Below are 16189 nucleotides of genomic sequence, written 5' to 3' on the forward strand. Positions count from 1 at the left end.
CTTAGACCCCCATCATTTCATGATTGGCTTTCCCCGGTGGGATCATCGGCAGCACATGCTCAGATGGTGAGACCATTACTTCGATCAGCTGCGGCCCTGCTTGAGAAAAAGCTGCTGCCAATTGATCAACCAGTTGCTCTGGGGCATCGATCCGACAGCCTTCAATGCCATAAGCCTGTGCCAGTTTGACAAAATCAGGCTGCTGCGCAAAAACGGAGGCAGAGCGCCGCTTGCCATGGAATGTTTCTTGCCATTGGCGAACCATTCCTAAAGAGCAGTTGTTCAATAACACAAATTTGACATTCAAGCCATACTCATTCAAAATCGCAAATTCTTGGTTCGTCATTTGAAATCCACCATCGCCAACGAACACCACGACCATTTTTTCTGGATGAGCAAATTGAACGCCGATTCCTGCAGGGATGCCATAGCCCATCGTCCCTAGTCCGCCACTGGTGATCAATTGTTTGGGAAAGCGAAAAGGATAATACTGCGCGACCCACATTTGATGCTGACCAACATCGGTGATGACGTAAGCCTCTCCTTTGGTCAAACGCCCTACTTCTTCGATGACTTTTTGTGGTTTGATTTCTTGTGTCTGAGTGTGATCATAGCGATAAGGTTTTTCCTTTTTCCGTTTTTGACATAGATCCAACCAAGTCGCCCAGGTTCCTCTTGTTGGTGGGTACCGCAGCATTTGCTGCAAAGCAGCCTTGGCATCGCCGACGATTGGGATCTTTGTCGTTACGATCTTGCCGATCTCCACTGGGTCAATATCGATATGAGCAACGATCGCCTGCTTGCCGAACTGACTGCCGGCCGTTGCTAAGCGATCATCGAAGCGAGAGCCGATATTGATAATCAAATCGGCTTCTGATAAAGCCATGTTCGCCGCATAGGTGCCATGCATACCGCCCATGCCTAAGAAAAATTGATGATCACTTGGCAGTAAGCCTAAGCCAAGCAACGTTGTCACTGTCGGCAACTTGTACTTGGCAATAAATGCATTTAGTTCAGCCGCAGCTTCGGCAGCGATCACGCCTGCACCCGCCAGTACCACTGGTCGCTGAGCTTTTTCCAAGACTTGCATCAGTTTTTCGATTTGCAGACGGGATGGCTCTGCCGTCGGCTGATAACTTTTCCTTGTGATCGGCAATGAGCAGGTTTCAGCGGTTTCTTGTAATGTAATATCTTTCGGAAGGTCGATGACAACCGGTCCTTTTCGCCCTGTGGAAGCGATATGGAAGGCTTCAGCGATCACTTTTGGCAGCTCATCGACACAGCGGACTTGGTAGTTGTGCTTCGTGATCGGCAACGTGATACCCAGAATATCCGCCTCTTGGAAGGCATCTTTGCCAATTCCTGGTACCGCCACTTGTCCCGTGATAACTACCAATGGTACGGAATCACTCATAGCATCGGCAATGCCCGTGACGACATTTGTAGCACCTGGTCCGCTCGTCACTAAAACGACCCCAACATTGCCAGTAGCTTTGGCATAGCCTTCAGCGGCGTGGATCGCGCCTTGCTCGTGACGCGTCAAAATATTCGGAATCGCTGCATCATATAATTGATCATATAACGGCAGGACGGCGCCGCCCGGATAGCCAAAGATCATTTCGACGCCTTGCTCTTGTAAGCTGTCCACTAATACTTGTGCGCCAGTCCTTAGATGCGATGCTTGATACTCGATATTTTCCATTGCTACTCCTCCTCATCAGGTACTCGCATAATCCCGCCCGTATTGGCAGAAGTCACTAAAGCGGTATAACGTGCAAGCCATCCTTTTTTCACTTTTGAACGAAACTTCGGTCGTTCTTGCGCACGCTGGGCAAGCTCTTCATCGGATACTTGCAGATTCAGCGTTCGATTTGGTAAATCGATAATGATTTCATCGCCATCGTTGACAAGGCCTAATGGCCCCCCTGCAGCGGCTTCTGGCGAAATATGGCCAACGGCGATTCCTCGGGTCGCTCCTGAAAAGCGACCATCGGTGATCAAGGCGACATCTTTGCCTAACCCACGTCCAACGATGCTTGAGGTAGGCGCCAACATTTCTGGCATACCTGGTCCTCCTTTTGGTCCCTCATAGCGGATCACTACAACATGTCCTTTTTGTACGGTATGATTGTCGATGGCAGCAACTGCTTCATCATGTGAATCAAAACAGATCGCTTTGCCTTTGAACACTTGGACACTTGGATCGACCCCACCGACCTTGATAACACTGCCTTCTGGGGCGATATTACCGTACAAGATCGATAGACCACCCACAGGACTATACGGGTTTTCTTTGGTATGAATAACTTCTTCGTTATGGATCTTCGCTTCAGCGACATTTTCTCGTAACGTCTTGCCTGTGACAGTCGGTCGATCAGGATGAATCGCTCCCTCGATATCACAAAGCTCCCTTATGATTGCCGAAACGCCGCCAGCTTCATGAACATCGTGCATCGAATAGGCTGATGATGGCGCGATTTTTGAGAGATAAGGCACTCTTTTAGCGATTTCATTGACCCGTCTTAAGTCATAGTCGATCTCAGCTTCATTGGCGATCGCTAAGGTATGCAACACTGTGTTGGTGGACCCCCCCATCGCCATGTCTAAAGCGAAGGCATCATCAATAGCTTCTTTGGTCACGATGTCTCGAGGTTTCACTTGTTTTTCAACAAGATCCATCAACTTAAAGGCGGCTTGTCTAACTAGTTCTCGTCGTTCTTCAGACACGGCAAGAATCGTACCATTGCCTGGCATTGCCAATCCTAAGATCTCTAAGAGACAGTTCATTGAATTGGCAGTAAACATCCCTGCACAGGAACCGCAAGTCGGACAGGCATTTTGCTCCATAAATTCAAAGTCTTCTTTCGTCATGTTGCCAGTCTTGTAAGTCCCCACGGCTTCAAACATGGAAGACAATGTTATCTGGTGGCCCCGTGGATCAATACCGGCTTTCATCGGACCCCCAGAACAAAAGATCCCCGGTACGTTCGTCCGCATCGCTGCTAAAATCATGCCAGGAGTGATCTTGTCGCAATTCGGGATATAAAATACGCCGTCAAACCAGTGAGCATTGATCACGGTTTCTGCGGAATCAGCGATCAATTCTCGGCTGGGTAGCGAATAACGCATGCCAATATGGCCCATCGCAATGCCATCATCCACACCGATCGTATTGAACTCAAAAGGGATGCCGCCAGCTTCACGAATCGCTTCCTTAGCGATATCTGCTAACTCCCGTAAATGCACATGTCCAGGCACAATATCGATATAGGAATTACATATCGCAATAAATGGCTTGTTCATGTCATGGATATTTTTTACTTGTCCTGTGGCATAGAGCAGACTCCTAGCTGGCGCTGCATCGATCCCTTTTTTAATCTGATCACTTCTCACACTCATCATCTCCTGCATTTTGGAATAAAAAAAAGCATCCCGGTTATAAAAAACTGGGATGCTTTGCCAGAATCCCATTTTACTTACGCAAATAGGACTCAAACAAACGGATAATTTTTGCTTCCGTGTTCTAAGTCCTGGTATCAATAATAATGACTAATAAATATTGATTAAAATTGCGCATAGAAAATGGCTCCTTCATTAGAAATAGTAACGTTCTTGTAATTGTTTACCAATATACCCTTTGCAAAAACACTTGTCAACGAATTTTCTGAATTTTTTTTCAATAATGACAATTCCAAGGAACCCTTTCTCACATTAGATGTCATTTAATCGCTTGCTTCTTTTGATAAAAATGACTTTTAAATCACCTTTATTCTTGCTTGAGAATTAAGGTGTGCCCGCAACCCTTGTTTTTTTTAGCTCAAAAGAAAAACAAAAAATATTTTTGAATTTTCTGACAATAATAACCGTTTCTTTTCCCATTCGATCCGCCTGCATAGTGGCAGTTCCTAGTTAGACAAAAGAAAAAACCCTTGATTACTCAAGGGTTTCTACAAGACTCAATTATTTCACTGCGTCTTTAAGAGCTTTACCTGGTTTGAATGCAGGTACTTTGCTAGCAGGGATCTTGATTTCTTCACCAGTTTGTGGGTTGCGTCCTTTGCGTTCTGCACGAGAACGAACTTCAAAGTTACCAAAGCCGATCAATTGAACTTTTTCACCGTTAGCTAAAGCGTCTTGAATTGTTGAGAATACAGCGTCTACTGCTGCAGTTGCGTCTTTCTTAGTTAAGTCAGTAGCTGCTGCAACTTTTTCGATTAATTCTGCTTTATTTGCCATGGATGGTTTCACCTCCTGATATTTTTTTTGATGTCATGCATCAACAAAAATCTTGAGTGGTCCAAGGTTTTTGTCAAATATTGATTACCATCAATATTCTGATATAACGTTATCATAAGAACCTTGTAATATCAAGGATTTTAACGTTTTTAGGGGGTTTTTTTTTGGTTTTTTCCCATTTTTCTAGAAAAGGACAGATTTCTTTGTAAAAAGAAACAAAGTATGATAAAATCTCTATTTTCTTCTGCGAGGAATGATCCGAATCGGCGTTCCTTCAAAAGTGAATGCCTTGCGGATTTGATTTTCTAAGAAACGTGCATAAGAGAAATGCATCAGTTCTTCTTCGTTGACAAAAATAACAAAAGTTGGCGGTTTGACAGCTACTTGCGTCGCATAAAAAATCTTCAAACGTTTGCCTTTGTCTGTTGGGGTTGGGTTGATCGCCACAGCGTCCATAATGACGTCATTCAACAACGCAGATGGAATACGCATGTTTTGATTCATGCTGACTTCTTCAATCAATTGCGGCAGCTTATTCAAGCGCTGTTTCGTCACTGCGGAAACAAAAATGATTGGCGCGTAATCCAAATATTGGAATTCATCTCTGATTTCTTCTTCAAAATCACGCATCGTATTCGTTTCTTTTTTCAATGTATCCCATTTATTGACAACAATAATGATTCCACGGCCTGCTTCATGGGCATAGCCAGCGATCCGTTTGTCTTGCTCGCGAATCCCTTCTTCGGCGTTCAAGACCATCAAGACGACGTCTGAGCGTTCAATGGCCCGCATCGCCCGCATCACACTGTATTTTTCAGTAGACTCGTAGACCTTCCCTTTTTTACGCATGCCGGCGGTATCGATCATGGTAAACTCTTGACCGCTTTCGCTGGTAAAATGGGTATCGATCGCATCACGAGTCGTTCCTTCGATATCAGAAACGATCACTCGCTCTTCCCCTAGAATTGCATTGATCAAAGAGGATTTACCGACATTTGGACGACCAATCAAACTAAACTTGATGATGGAATCATCTTCTTCTTCTGCTTCATTGGTGAAGTGTTTGACTGCTTCATCAAGAACATCCCCGATCCCTAATCCATGACTTCCTGAGATTGGGTATGGATCGCCTAGACCCAAACCATAAAATTCATAGATGTCGGTACGCATCTCGGGATTATCAACTTTGTTGACGGCTAAAATCACGGGTTTGTTGCTTTTGTACAGCAAACGAGCCACAAGCTCATCAGCATCGGTTACTCCTTCACGAGCACTCGTAATAAAAACAATGACATCTGCTTCATCGATGGCGATTTCTGCTTGATGCTTGATTTGATCCATAAACGGCTCATCACTTAAATCGATCCCACCTGTATCGATCACGCTAAACTCACGGCCTAGCCATTCACCGGTGGCATAAATACGATCTCTGGTCACTCCTGGAGTATCCTCAACGATCGAAATTCGTTCTCCAGCTATCCGGTTGAAAATGGTCGATTTCCCCACATTCGGACGTCCAACGATCGCTATTGTTGGATTTGACATTTTTTACCCTCCATTTAAAAAAGCAGTCCTTGTACGCTGCTTCTTGTATTCAATCTTACTTAGTTTACCTAAAGCCATGGAAAGTTGCAAGCTTTCCTGGCAAACAAAAAACCAGCTTATAACAAATTCAAACATCGAATCGTTATAAGCTGATGGCATACAATTACTCTTCGTCGCTGTCTTTTAAGGCATCACCTAAGATATCACCCATAGTAAAACCAGTTGATTCTTCTGGCAATTGATAGTCGTCCTCTGAAACCTCTTGTGTTTCATTGGTGTTTTCGGCTTTTTCTAATGCTTTGATACTTAATGCGATTCGGTGTTCTGAAGGGTTCACTTCAAGCACTTTCACTTGCACTTCATCACCTTCTTGTAAGACTTCATGTGGTGTCGCAATGTGTTTATGGGAGATTTGTGAAATATGGATCAGCCCTTCAACACCTGGGAAGACTTCCACAAACGCACCGAAGCTTGTCAAGCGTTTAACAGTCCCCGTCAAGACACTGCCAACAGCCGCTTGCTCTTCAATATTGGTCCAAGGTCCAGGCAATGTGTCTTTGATCGAAAGTGACACACGTTCTTTGTCTGCATCAACAGATAAGATACGCACATTGACGGTATCGCCAACAGATAAAACATCACTCGGTTTGCCAACATGTCCATGAGAAATTTCAGAGACATGGACAAGTCCATCGATGCCGCCAAGGTCTACGAAGGCACCAAAGTCGGTCAAACGCGCTACTTTTCCTTCTACTTCTTGTCCTTCATATAAATCAGCTAATAAAGCTTCTTTTTGTTTTGCTTTTTCTGCTTCGACAACTGCTTTATGAGAAAGGATCAAACGGTTTTCTGAAGGCTCGATCTCAACGATTTTGAAGGTCAATGTTTTCCCTTTGTAATCTTCGAAATCCGCAACAAAATGGTCTTCGACCATTGATGCTGGGACAAACCCACGAACACCTACATCAACCACTAACCCGCCCTTAACGACGTTGGTGACTGGTGCTTCAATGATTTTTCCTTCTTGGAAATCTTTTTCGATATCTTCCCAAACTTTTTTCGCGTCTAAGCGACGTTTAGAAAGGAGATAGCTGCCGTTTTCTTTGTCTTTACCAATTGCTGAAATCACAACCAATTCTAAGACATCCCCAACTTTGACTGCTTCGTTGATGTCTTCAACAGGTAAAGTTGATAATTCTTTTGCAGGAACAACGCCTTCAACGCCGGCGCCTTCGATCCCTACGATCGCTTGTTTATCCTCAATGGCCAATACCTCACCTTTAACGATATCTCCAACTTTTACTTCTTGGAAATTGTCTAAAGCGGCTTCCATTGATTCATTTCCACTCTCAACCTGATTATTTTCAAATTCTGTCATCTCTCATGTCCTCCTAACCAACAATTCTGCAATAATTGCACTACATCTTTTAGTTTAAAATAGAATGAAAAAAAAATAAAGCGATTTCTCTTATTTTCCTAAAAAACTACGGTTTTTTCGTTAAAAAAGTCTTTTCACCTCTGTTTTCTTACTCACTTTCATCTTTTGGTTTCGAAAAATAAAAAAACAATGGGGAACACCCATTGTTTTTGTTAATCAATTTTTTCTTTGATGGTTTTTTTGATTGCTTCGACGACTTGCTCGATCGTTAAACCAGACGTATCGATTCGAACCGCATCCTCCGCTTGTTTCAAAGGGGAGACTTCTCTGTGAGAATCCAGATAATCTCTTTGCTGGATCTCTTCTTTCAACGTCTCATAATCGGTTTTGATCCCTTTTTGCTGATTTTCTTTAAAACGGCGCTGTGCGCGTTCTTCCACACTTGCTACCAGAAAAATCTTGACTTCTGCTTGTGGTAAAACCGCCGTACCAATATCGCGGCCATCCATCACGACACCGCCATCTTTAGCGATCATCTGCTGTTGTTGGACGAGTTTTTCGCGGATCGCAGGGTATGCCGACACCTTCGAAACTGCGTTGGTTACTTCTGGATGACGGATCGCTTCTGTGACTTGCTCTCCTCCTGCAAAGACCTCTTGACCGTGTTCAGTCGGTTCAAAAGTGATGGGGTATTGATCGATCAAAGCAGCGATCGCCGCTTCATCTTCAAGTGAACAGCCCTTTTTTAAAGCTAAATACGTGATGCTTCGATACATGGCACCAGTATCCGTATAAATAAATCCCAGGTCATTCGCGATGATTTTTGCCACTGTGCTTTTCCCAGATGACGCAGGACCATCAATAGCGATGTTGATTTTTTTCATTTTTCTTACTCCTCGTTTCCCAACGATGTGTATTCCTTCATCGTTTCTGCTTATCGCCCACCTTGGCTTCTTTCTTTCAAGAAAAAAAACCGCCAAAGCGGTTTTTTATTTAATTCGTAAGGTGTCGCCAGGGTAAAGCATGTAGTTGTTTGGATCAATCCCATTTAATTGATATAGGGTTTCAACTGAGATGCCTGTACGGGCTGCCACTTGTTCAGGACCTTCGCCAGCTTGGACTGTCGTGTATTCCTCAGTACCAGTTGCGCCTTGACCTTGATCAGTTTGCGTATTCTCTTGTCCCGCATTGTTTTCTTGTTGCGCCGGTTCACTACTTGATGGCGTCGTTGAAGCTGGTGCAGAACTACTGCTACTTGATGAAGAACTTGATTCACTTGTTGACGAACTCGTTTCACTTGTCGATTCCGTAGTGGATGATTCCGTCGTTGATGATTCGGTTGTTGAAGACTCTGTCGTACTTTCTACAGTACTGCTCGAACTTGCTGTGGTTGGGGCATCATTGTTATGGTTCAATACCCAAATACCGGCACCAACCGGAATTGCCACGATCAAGAAAAGCAAAACTAAAACGATCGTCAAAAAGAGTGAATTCCCACGCTTTTGTTTTCTTTGTTGGGATCTTGATGCAGAATCATCGTATTCTGTATCATAGATTGGTTGTTCCCACGGTTCTTGATTTTCTGAATTGTAGTCATTGTCTTTCTTGCTCACTCGTATTCCCTCCTAGTTTCCTTCCGATGTATTATACCATAGGTAAATAAAAACTGTCCTACAAAATACGATTCAATTTATATCTTTAAAAATTTTTATTAAACGTTCCTGCCAATGATGGGCTTCCTTTTTCTCGGGCAGCTGTTCTTCACCCGCTATTTCGATCCCGTCATTGTCGCAACAATAAGGATTCTCCTGGGCTTCCTCTCCGAAATGCGCCAGTAAAAATTGTCGGCGACAACCTGTAAAATGAATATAAGCCAACATTTTCTGTAATTGTTCTTGTTTTTGCTGTTCATTGCGTTTTAATGTTTCCAGCCAAAAGGAAGTCCCCAACTCTTTCATTTTTTGCTGCCACTTTTCTTGCAACGGTGTCAAGGGTTCTTTCCTCTTCTCCTGAACCATTCGTTCTAAAGCAAGGCGTTCTTCTTTATTTTCTCGCTGAAAGAAGTAATGGATCTGCTCATCATATTCCTGATAAAGCAAAATCGCATTGCTTTGTTTGCCATCACGACCAGCTCGCCCGATTTCTTGACTGTAATTCTCTAACGAATCAGGTAGATCATAATGGATCACAAAGCGAATATCTTCCTTATTGATCCCCATCCCAAAGGCATTGGTAGCAACGAGTAATTTTAATTTATTCTGAGAAAACTGCTGCTGCAACGTTTTTCTTTGATCACTCGCGAGACCACCATGATAATAGCCTACCAAATAGCGCTGACGCAGTTTGTTATAGACTTCTTCGACTTTGCTTCTTGTGGAACAGTAGATGATCCCAGCCCCGCCTAAGCGGCTGAGATAGTCTGATAATGCCGCATCTTTGTCTGTCGTTTGCTCTACGAACAAGCCGATATTGCTGCGGTTCATCGAATAACGGTAGACATTGGCGTTCTTTGCTAACAATACTTGCCGTATGTCTGCTTCCACTTGTGCTGTTGCAGTAGCCGTCAAGGCTAATGTGACGGGTGCCTTCAAGCGTTTCTTTACTTCACCAAGCTGCAAGTACTCTGGTCGAAAATCAATGCCCCATTGCGAAACACAATGGGCTTCATCCACCACGAGCATGGCGATCTTAACCTGTTCCAATTGATGCAAAACAGCTTCTTGTACGATCATTTCTGGACTTAAAAACAAAAACTTGTACTTTTGCAAATGCTGCATCACATACTGGCGATCAGCAAGGTCCAATTGACTATTAAACGCAATCGCGTGTTTTTCCCCTTGCTTTTGTAAGCCGTAGACTTGATCTTCCATCAAAGAGACTAACGGCGAGATAATGATCACGATCCCGTCTACTAGGTACCCTGGCAGCTGATAGCACAGACTTTTGCCATTCCCAGTAGGCAGAATCGCTAACGTATCTTGCTGTGCTAAAACACTTTCGATGACTTCTTTTTGTCCTTGGCGGAATGTTTTGAAACCAAAATACTGATTCAGTGCATCTTCTAACATCGAATCCCCCGCTTCTGAGCAATCTGTAACAAACGAATCGTCAAAAAATCAGTCGTAAGAAGCGCCTGTAATTCTTGATAGCTATTTTTCCAAGAAGCTTCTGGCAGCTTTTTCAACAACGCTGTATCAAAGCGCTGAAAAGGAAACGTGGGATCAAGCAATGCCCACTCAATCAAATGATCATTAACAGTTCCTCGTTTGATCCTTCTTTTTTCCATAATCTGCTCGACAGAATCGCCTCGCAAAAACAATGCTCGGCTTTCCACCATGCTTTGGTTTAAATTTCTCTTCAGAAAAGGCGACAATCCTCGAAACAGGATCGTCTGGGGCGTGTTTTCGATCAAGGTTAAAAATTGATGGATCGAAGCTCCTACATAAAGAGTGTCCCAAGGCTTACTTTGAACATTTTCTGGTAAAAGCTGAAAAAACGCCTGCCCTAGAATATCTGGACCAGATAAGGTGCCCGCTAAAAAATCTGCCATTTCTGCGGGAAGCTGGTCAAAAATTGCTGATAGCTCTTGATACAGGCACTTTTTGATGTCAGGATTGTGACGGATCAGCTGACGGACAGGTTCTGTATAGAGTGGCGTGTTTTCAACGGGAATATACTGATTGGTCACGCCTTGATACGCAGCTGCTTGAACCAGCAGCCGAACAAAACGCCAAGCCTCCTCCGTCGTTCGTCCATAACGAAAGTAATTCGCATAACGCAACAATCGTTCACCTGGCTGCTGGCTGTTTCTAGCGGTCGTTTTGAGCAGCAGACCATCTGAATCTCGACTTAGAGCCCCTCGTTGGATCAAGTCAGCGAGCGTCTGTTGATACGCTTTCTCATTCAACTGGGGCAACGATTGAAAGAGACCTAAGCGATCATAAAAAAAGGCATAACTCAAGACAGAGCTAGTACGCTTACCAATGAGAATTTGATAAAGTGTTGATGGGCGCAGCTTGTCAGTATCAGAAAACAGCGCTAAAATAAAAGAATCCATATTTCCCCTCCAGAAAGGACTAAAAAATGTCACAACGCTGTAAAATTATTCCTGAGCGCTGCATTGCTTGTGGCCTATGTGCGATCTATGCCCCCGAGATCTTCGATTATGATGAAGACGGGATCGTTTTATTTGCCCAAGAACCGAATGCTCGGCAACAGTTTATCATAGAAGACCAACAAGAAAAAGTCAAAACTGCTTATCGCAAATGCCCTACCCGTGCGATTATCATGGAAAAATAAAAAAAGCCGACTTGCCATTGACAGACCTTTCGTCTGCAACAGCAAGTCGGCTCATTTTTTTATTTTCCTATAGCAGAATGATGGGGCTGCTTACGAGCCAACCATGGCAGCAGTTTGGCGTGAAGTGCTAAAAAGACAGCACTGACGATTGCGCCTTTGACCAAATTGAAAGGTAAGATCCCGATCGCCACATATTGCGGCAAAGACATTCCTAAAAATTGATCGGCTGTGACCCCGAAAAAGCGCAGGTAAAGCGGTGTGATCACAAATAGGTTCGCCACACTCATAAAAATCGTTACCGACAAGATACCGCTGATGACACCAACCATTTTGTTTTTGGTGTGAATACCTTTGCGGAAAAAGTAGTACATTGGCAAAGTAAAGGCACATGATGCTAAAAAGCTTGCCGTATCCCCCACCATATCAGCAGGTGAAAAACCAGATAAGAACAAATGCAGCACCGAACGAATGAAAGCAGTCAATACCCCGCTCCAAGGACCAAATAAAAACATCATGATCATCACGGGAATATCACTAAAATCTATCTTTAAAAAGCTGAATGCTGGGAAAATCGGAAAAGCGATAAATTGCAAAATTGTTCCCATAGCAGCACACATGGCGATCGTCACCATTTTTCTTGTTTTGTTGTTCATCAGTATAAATCCTCCTAAGTTCAGGATTCCTCTTCAAACGAACCTATTAAATTTCCTCGGCTTTCTTGTCGGCGCCAGACAAAAAATACCCTCTTTTTTCCACAGGGAAAAAAGAGGGTATTCGAAATAGCCATAAGCAAATCAAATACGCTCTATCTTCTTTATCCAGACTGTACTGTCGGTATCGGAATTTCACCGATTCAGCTATTTCCGAAGAAATAGGTCGTGGACTATAACCACCGGTCGGGAATTGCACCCTGCCCCTGAAGACGAACCTTTATTCTATTTATTACATGTTCTATTATACACAAAATCTAAAAATTAACAATAGTTACGTTTTCAGATACTTTTCAATTATTTTGCACTGTTTTTCAGCTGGCTGACTTCCTTCTTCGTCAGCTCTCGGTATTCCCCTGGACGAAGACCTTTCAAATCTAACGGACCATAATTTTCCCGTTTTAATTTTTGCACAGGCAAACCAACTGCTTTTAACATATTTTTGACTTGATGGTTGCGTCCTTCGTGGATCGTCAATTGCACAATACTAGATTGCGCTGTTTGGTCTGTCGACAAGATCTCAAAGCGAGCAGGTGCCGTCTTACGACCTTCGATCCGAATCCCTTTTGTCAATGGGAGCAGCTGCTTTTTATCCGCAATCCCTTTGACTTTGGCAACGTACACTTTGTCGACTTCGTGTTTCGGATGCATCAGTGTCTGTGACAATTCCCCATCATTTGTCAGCAATAACAAACCAGAGGTATCATAGTCCAAGCGCCCGACGGGATACACCCGTTCAGGAACTTCAGCAAAATAATCCAAAACGACTTTGCGCTTTTTATCATCCGTTACAGCTGAGATCACACCACGAGGTTTGTAGAATAGATAATAGACGTGTTGTTCTTGTTCGATTGGTACACCATCGACTTCAACAACATCTTTTGAGCTAACTTGGACCCCTAATTCTTTGATCACTTGCCCGTTGACACGCACTCGGCCTTCAGTTATCAATCCTTCAGCTTTTCTTCTTGAGGTGATGCCAGCATGGGCAATCACTTTTTGCAAACGTTCCATCTTCATTCTCCTTCTGTTTCTGCTTGTTTGTAGCGGTCGTAAAAAAGATCAAACGGTGCATCTTCTTCAAGTTCATCTTCCATGGATTGGATATCGGGTAATTCAGCCAAACTTTTTAAGCCAAAATAATCCATAAAGTATTCCGTCGTACCATATAGGATCGCTCGTCCTGGTCCGTCAACGCGGCCTTTTTCTTCAATCAGTCGTTTTGCCACCAATTTTTGAACCGATCCGCTAGATTGGACGCCGCGGATCTCTTCTACTTCCATCCGAGTGATCGGCTGCTTGTAAGCAATGATCGACAACGTTTCTAAAGCGGCCTGAGACAACGAGCTGCCCATCGGTGATTCAGCATATTTCTTCAATAAAGGGGCAAATTGTTTCTTGGTGGTCAAAATGAAATGATTGCCCACTTCAAGAATATGCAACGCAGTATGTTCATTTTCTTCATATTGCTGATTTAGTTCCTGCAAATGCTGATAGACACTGGCAGTATTGCTTTTGACTAAGTAACTCAATTCTTCAAGTCCGATCCCCTCATCACCGACGACGAATAAGATCGCTTCTAATTCACTATATTTACTCATCTTCTTTACCTGTTGGATAGAGCAGAATCGACGCATAATTGTCTGTTTGCTCTACTCGAATCGTTCCTTTTTTCATTAATTCTAATAGTGCCATAAAAGTTACCACAACTTCTGTTTTATTGTAGGTCGTAAAAAAAGAATCAAAGCTGCGGCCTTTTTTGGCACTGACATGTTGCATCTCCAGCTGAATCGCCGCCATCTTTTCATCGATGGTGCTTTCATCAGGAGAAATTTTGGTTTCTAGTACTTGGCGATTTTTCTTTTTCTCGATCATTTTTTGAAAAGCCAAAAAGAGATCGATCGTATTGAATTGATTGGCTCTTAACTGATCTTCTTCCTCTTTGTATTCATCGACATCCATCGGATCTTTCGTATAATACAAACTTCGCTCTTCCGCTTTTTCGGAAAGCTGCTCGGCTGCATACTTAAATTTGCGGTATTCTAGCAGCTGTGCCACCAGCATATCCCGTGGATCTTCTTCGTACTCTTCCACTTCAGCAATCAGCTCTTGTTTCGGTAACAGCATCTGGCTTTTGATCGCCATCAGAGTTGCCGCCATGACTAAATATTCACCAGCGACTTCTAATTCTAAAATTTTCATGGCATGGATATACTGCATGTATTGTTCGGTGATCGTTGCAACTGGAATGTCATAAACATCGATTTCCAGTTTTTTGATCAAATGAAGCAGCAAATCCAACGGTCCTTCAAAGACAGCTAATTTTATTTTGATTTCTTCCATTCCATCCTCGATTTCTAGGCGCGCGGAAAGTGCTGCTTGTACACTTCCGTCATCCGTTTCTTCGTTATATGCGTGTAAATCTGAGTGGTCGAGATATCTGCGTGTCCTAACAGCTCTTGAACCGTTCGCAGATCTGCGCCGTTTTCTAATAGATGAGTCGCAAAACTATGGCGCAACGTATGGGGAGTCACATTTTTGGTGATCCCAGCTTGTCGAACCAAGGCTTTTAAATTTTTCCAGATTCCTTGACGAGACAGCTGTGTGCCATGGTTGTTTACAAACAGGTGGCTTTCATCCGGTGTTTTTCTCGTCAAATACGGACGTGCATCGCTGAGATACGTTTCGATCCATTGAATCGCTAGATCCCCTAATGGGACGATCCGTTCTTTGTCGCCTTTCCCGGTTGTTTGCAACAAGCCCATACTTAAATGCAAATCATTCAATTTCAAACCGATCAACTCGCTGACGCGCAAACCTGTCGCATACATCACTTCCAAAATCGCTCGATCGCGAATGCCCAACACCGCTCGAGTATCTGGTGTTTCGATCAAGCGCTCCACTTCCTGCAAACTCAAAGTGTCAGGTAGCTTCTGCTGTTTTTTCGGCGAATCAATATGCTGCATCGGATCATGATCTGTCAACCGTTCTTGACGCAAATATTGATGGAATCTTCGCAAACTGGAAACCATCCGAATCACGGTTGCCGAGGATTTTCCCGCCTCTTGCAGACTTTGCAAAAAAGACAAAACGATCACTCGGTCGATCTGTTGCCACTGCGTCACTTGTTTCTTTTGTAAAAACGCAAGATACTGTTGCAGATCCCGCTGGTAGCTGGTACGGGTATTTTGGGATAGCCCGCGCTCAATGGTCAAATAATGAAGATAATCAATAATTTGTTCGTTCATGGGGCTTCCTCTACTTTCAGCTTTTTTATCATATCAAATTCTGGCTCGTTTAGATAGTAGCTTGCCAACAAAAAAAGAGGCATCTACCCGTATCTTTTGCCCAAGGAAACACCCGAATCATAGCAGATTTTTTGGTTTCTTTCAAATTGGAAAAAAGAGCACTCTTCCTATCGAAACCATCTGACTATCATTCGGGTGATAACAAATTTTTTTCAAATTACCCAGCTACAGACACTAGGCTTTGTTTTGGCATTTTTGGCAGACACCATGAAATGTCAACCGATGATCCTTTACTAAAAAATGGTACTTTTGTTCGACGATCTCTTCGACTGTGCCCAACAGATCCTCTTCAACCTCTTCGATATTGCCGCATTCCAAACACAACAAGTGATGATGGAAATGTTTGGCGCCTTCTTTACGTAGATCATAACGAGCGACACCGTCATTAAAGCTGACTTTATCGACGATTTTCAAATCCGTCAAAATCTCCAATGTTCGATAGACGGTTGCTAAGCCAATCTCAGAATTTTTTTTGCGCACAAAGAAGAAAATCTCTTCGGCGGATAAATGATCTTTCTCATTTTCTAATAAGACCAACAACGTCGCTTCTCGCTGAGGAGTTAATTTGAACCCCGACTCGTGCAATTGTTTCTTGGTCTTTTTTAACGCTGCTGTTGTGTTCATAGTTGCCTCCGTATGCCGCTAATTTATAACGATTCTAATTTGAGTGAGAATCACTCAAGACAAACATTGTAATCATTATAAATTAGAAC

16 protein-coding genes and 1 riboswitch are annotated in these 16189 nt (G+C 43.3%); of the genes, 1 reads left to right on the top strand and 15 read right to left on the bottom strand.

Annotation, left to right across the window (positions count from 1 at the left end; all coding sequences use genetic code 11):
• Nucleotide 1 precedes the first annotated feature (1 nt).
• From ilvB to IGI73_RS10665, 9 genes are all read right to left on the bottom strand, one after another.
• Entirely contained in the window at nt 2-1702 is a 1701-nt protein-coding gene (gene ilvB, locus IGI73_RS10625) for a biosynthetic-type acetolactate synthase large subunit (RefSeq protein WP_428207071.1), read from the bottom strand.
• 2 nt (nt 1703-1704) lie between these two features.
• Nucleotides 1705-3393, bottom strand: a complete 1689-nt coding sequence (gene ilvD / locus IGI73_RS10630; RefSeq protein WP_428207070.1) for a dihydroxy-acid dehydratase — start codon at nt 3391-3393, stop codon at nt 1705-1707.
• A gap of 567 nt (nt 3394-3960) precedes the next feature.
• Nucleotides 3961-4236, bottom strand: coding sequence for an HU family DNA-binding protein (locus IGI73_RS10635; RefSeq protein WP_003126821.1), 276 nt, complete (start codon nt 4234-4236; stop codon nt 3961-3963).
• Nucleotides 4237-4470: 234 nt separating this feature from the next.
• The gene (gene der, locus IGI73_RS10640; protein WP_005231911.1) at nt 4471-5781 is read right to left on the bottom strand and encodes a ribosome biogenesis GTPase Der; all 1311 of its coding nucleotides are present in this window, start codon (nt 5779-5781) and stop codon (nt 4471-4473) included.
• 163 nt (nt 5782-5944) lie between these two features.
• Nucleotides 5945-7159: a 30S ribosomal protein S1 gene (gene rpsA, locus IGI73_RS10645; protein ID WP_005229333.1), complete on the bottom strand. Its 1215-nt coding sequence runs from the start codon at nt 7157-7159 to the stop codon at nt 5945-5947.
• Nucleotides 7160-7371: 212 nt separating this feature from the next.
• Nucleotides 7372-8043 carry a (d)CMP kinase gene (cmk, locus tag IGI73_RS10650; protein WP_428207069.1) on the bottom strand — a complete coding sequence of 224 codons (672 nt, stop codon included), beginning with the start codon at nt 8041-8043 and terminating at the stop codon, nt 7372-7374.
• Nucleotides 8044-8148: 105 nt separating this feature from the next.
• A complete protein-coding gene (locus IGI73_RS10655; protein ID WP_015510072.1) occupies nt 8149-8772 on the bottom strand; it encodes a LysM peptidoglycan-binding domain-containing protein in 624 nt (207 codons plus the stop codon).
• A gap of 72 nt (nt 8773-8844) precedes the next feature.
• Nucleotides 8845-10227, bottom strand: coding sequence for a RecQ family ATP-dependent DNA helicase (locus IGI73_RS10660; RefSeq protein ID WP_428207068.1), 1383 nt, complete (start codon nt 10225-10227; stop codon nt 8845-8847).
• Nucleotides 10221-11216 (bottom strand): helix-turn-helix domain-containing protein, encoded by a 996-nt coding sequence (locus IGI73_RS10665; protein WP_159160880.1) that lies wholly within the window; start codon nt 11214-11216, stop codon nt 10221-10223. Before IGI73_RS10665 ends, IGI73_RS10660 begins: the two co-directional genes overlap by 7 nt.
• A gap of 26 nt (nt 11217-11242) precedes the next feature.
• Between IGI73_RS10665 and IGI73_RS10670 the strand changes: the two genes are divergently transcribed.
• Nucleotides 11243-11458, top strand: a complete 216-nt coding sequence (locus IGI73_RS10670; protein ID WP_005229322.1) for a ferredoxin — start codon at nt 11243-11245, stop codon at nt 11456-11458.
• 59 nt (nt 11459-11517) lie between these two features.
• Here IGI73_RS10670 and IGI73_RS10675 read toward each other — a convergent pair whose 3' ends face one another.
• From IGI73_RS10675 to fur, 6 genes are all read right to left on the bottom strand, one after another.
• Entirely contained in the window at nt 11518-12111 is a 594-nt protein-coding gene (locus tag IGI73_RS10675) for an ECF transporter S component (protein ID WP_010749232.1), read from the bottom strand.
• A gap of 150 nt (nt 12112-12261) precedes the next feature.
• A riboswitch (FMN riboswitch) is annotated at nt 12262-12386 on the bottom strand.
• 79 nt (nt 12387-12465) lie between these two features.
• The gene (locus IGI73_RS10680; protein ID WP_074536680.1) at nt 12466-13182 is read right to left on the bottom strand and encodes a pseudouridine synthase; all 717 of its coding nucleotides are present in this window, start codon (nt 13180-13182) and stop codon (nt 12466-12468) included.
• Between the two features lie 2 nt (nt 13183-13184).
• Nucleotides 13185-13769: an SMC-Scp complex subunit ScpB gene (gene scpB, locus IGI73_RS10685; RefSeq protein WP_005229316.1), complete on the bottom strand. Its 585-nt coding sequence runs from the start codon at nt 13767-13769 to the stop codon at nt 13185-13187.
• Complete coding sequence (locus tag IGI73_RS10690; protein WP_005229314.1) at nt 13762-14511, bottom strand: segregation/condensation protein A; 750 nt, start codon at nt 14509-14511, stop codon at nt 13762-13764. The genes scpB and IGI73_RS10690 overlap by 8 nt, the downstream gene beginning before the upstream one ends.
• Before the next feature lie 14 nt (nt 14512-14525).
• Nucleotides 14526-15416: a site-specific tyrosine recombinase XerD gene (xerD, locus tag IGI73_RS10695; RefSeq protein ID WP_428207067.1), complete on the bottom strand. Its 891-nt coding sequence runs from the start codon at nt 15414-15416 to the stop codon at nt 14526-14528.
• A gap of 234 nt (nt 15417-15650) precedes the next feature.
• The gene (gene fur / locus IGI73_RS10700; RefSeq protein WP_015510076.1) at nt 15651-16100 is read right to left on the bottom strand and encodes a ferric iron uptake transcriptional regulator; all 450 of its coding nucleotides are present in this window, start codon (nt 16098-16100) and stop codon (nt 15651-15653) included.
• Between the last annotated feature and the right edge of the window lie 89 nt (nt 16101-16189).

The organism is Enterococcus sp. DIV0755f (genome assembly GCF_051713725.1).
Lineage (GTDB): Bacteria > Bacillota > Bacilli > Lactobacillales > Enterococcaceae > Enterococcus_D > Enterococcus_D casseliflavus.

Bases quoted from the DNA above. Each gene is read 5' to 3' on its own strand.
- IGI73_RS10675 (WP_010749232.1), bottom strand. From the start codon at position 12,111: ATGAACAACAAAACAAGAAAAATGGTGACGATCGCCATGTGTGCTGCT.
- IGI73_RS10670 (WP_005229322.1), top strand. From the start codon at position 11,243: ATGTCACAACGCTGTAAAATTATTCCTGAGCGCTGCATTGCTTGTGGC.
- IGI73_RS10680 (WP_074536680.1), bottom strand. From the start codon at position 13,182: ATGGAACGTTTGCAAAAAGTGATTGCCCATGCTGGCATCACCTCAAGA.
- der (WP_005231911.1), bottom strand. From the start codon at position 5,781: ATGTCAAATCCAACAATAGCGATCGTTGGACGTCCGAATGTGGGGAAA.
- IGI73_RS10690 (WP_005229314.1), bottom strand. From the start codon at position 14,511: ATGGAAGAAATCAAAATAAAATTAGCTGTCTTTGAAGGACCGTTGGAT.
- ilvB (WP_428207071.1), bottom strand. From the start codon at position 1,702: ATGGAAAATATCGAGTATCAAGCATCGCATCTAAGGACTGGCGCACAA.
- scpB (WP_005229316.1), bottom strand. From the start codon at position 13,769: ATGAGTAAATATAGTGAATTAGAAGCGATCTTATTCGTCGTCGGTGAT.
- IGI73_RS10635 (WP_003126821.1), bottom strand. From the start codon at position 4,236: ATGGCAAATAAAGCAGAATTAATCGAAAAAGTTGCAGCAGCTACTGAC.
- IGI73_RS10665 (WP_159160880.1), bottom strand. From the start codon at position 11,216: ATGGATTCTTTTATTTTAGCGCTGTTTTCTGATACTGACAAGCTGCGC.
- IGI73_RS10660 (WP_428207068.1), bottom strand. From the start codon at position 10,227: ATGTTAGAAGATGCACTGAATCAGTATTTTGGTTTCAAAACATTCCGC.
- rpsA (WP_005229333.1), bottom strand. From the start codon at position 7,159: ATGACAGAATTTGAAAATAATCAGGTTGAGAGTGGAAATGAATCAATG.
- cmk (WP_428207069.1), bottom strand. From the start codon at position 8,043: ATGAAAAAAATCAACATCGCTATTGATGGTCCTGCGTCATCTGGGAAA.
- xerD (WP_428207067.1), bottom strand. From the start codon at position 15,416: ATGAACGAACAAATTATTGATTATCTTCATTATTTGACCATTGAGCGC.
- fur (WP_015510076.1), bottom strand. From the start codon at position 16,100: ATGAACACAACAGCAGCGTTAAAAAAGACCAAGAAACAATTGCACGAG.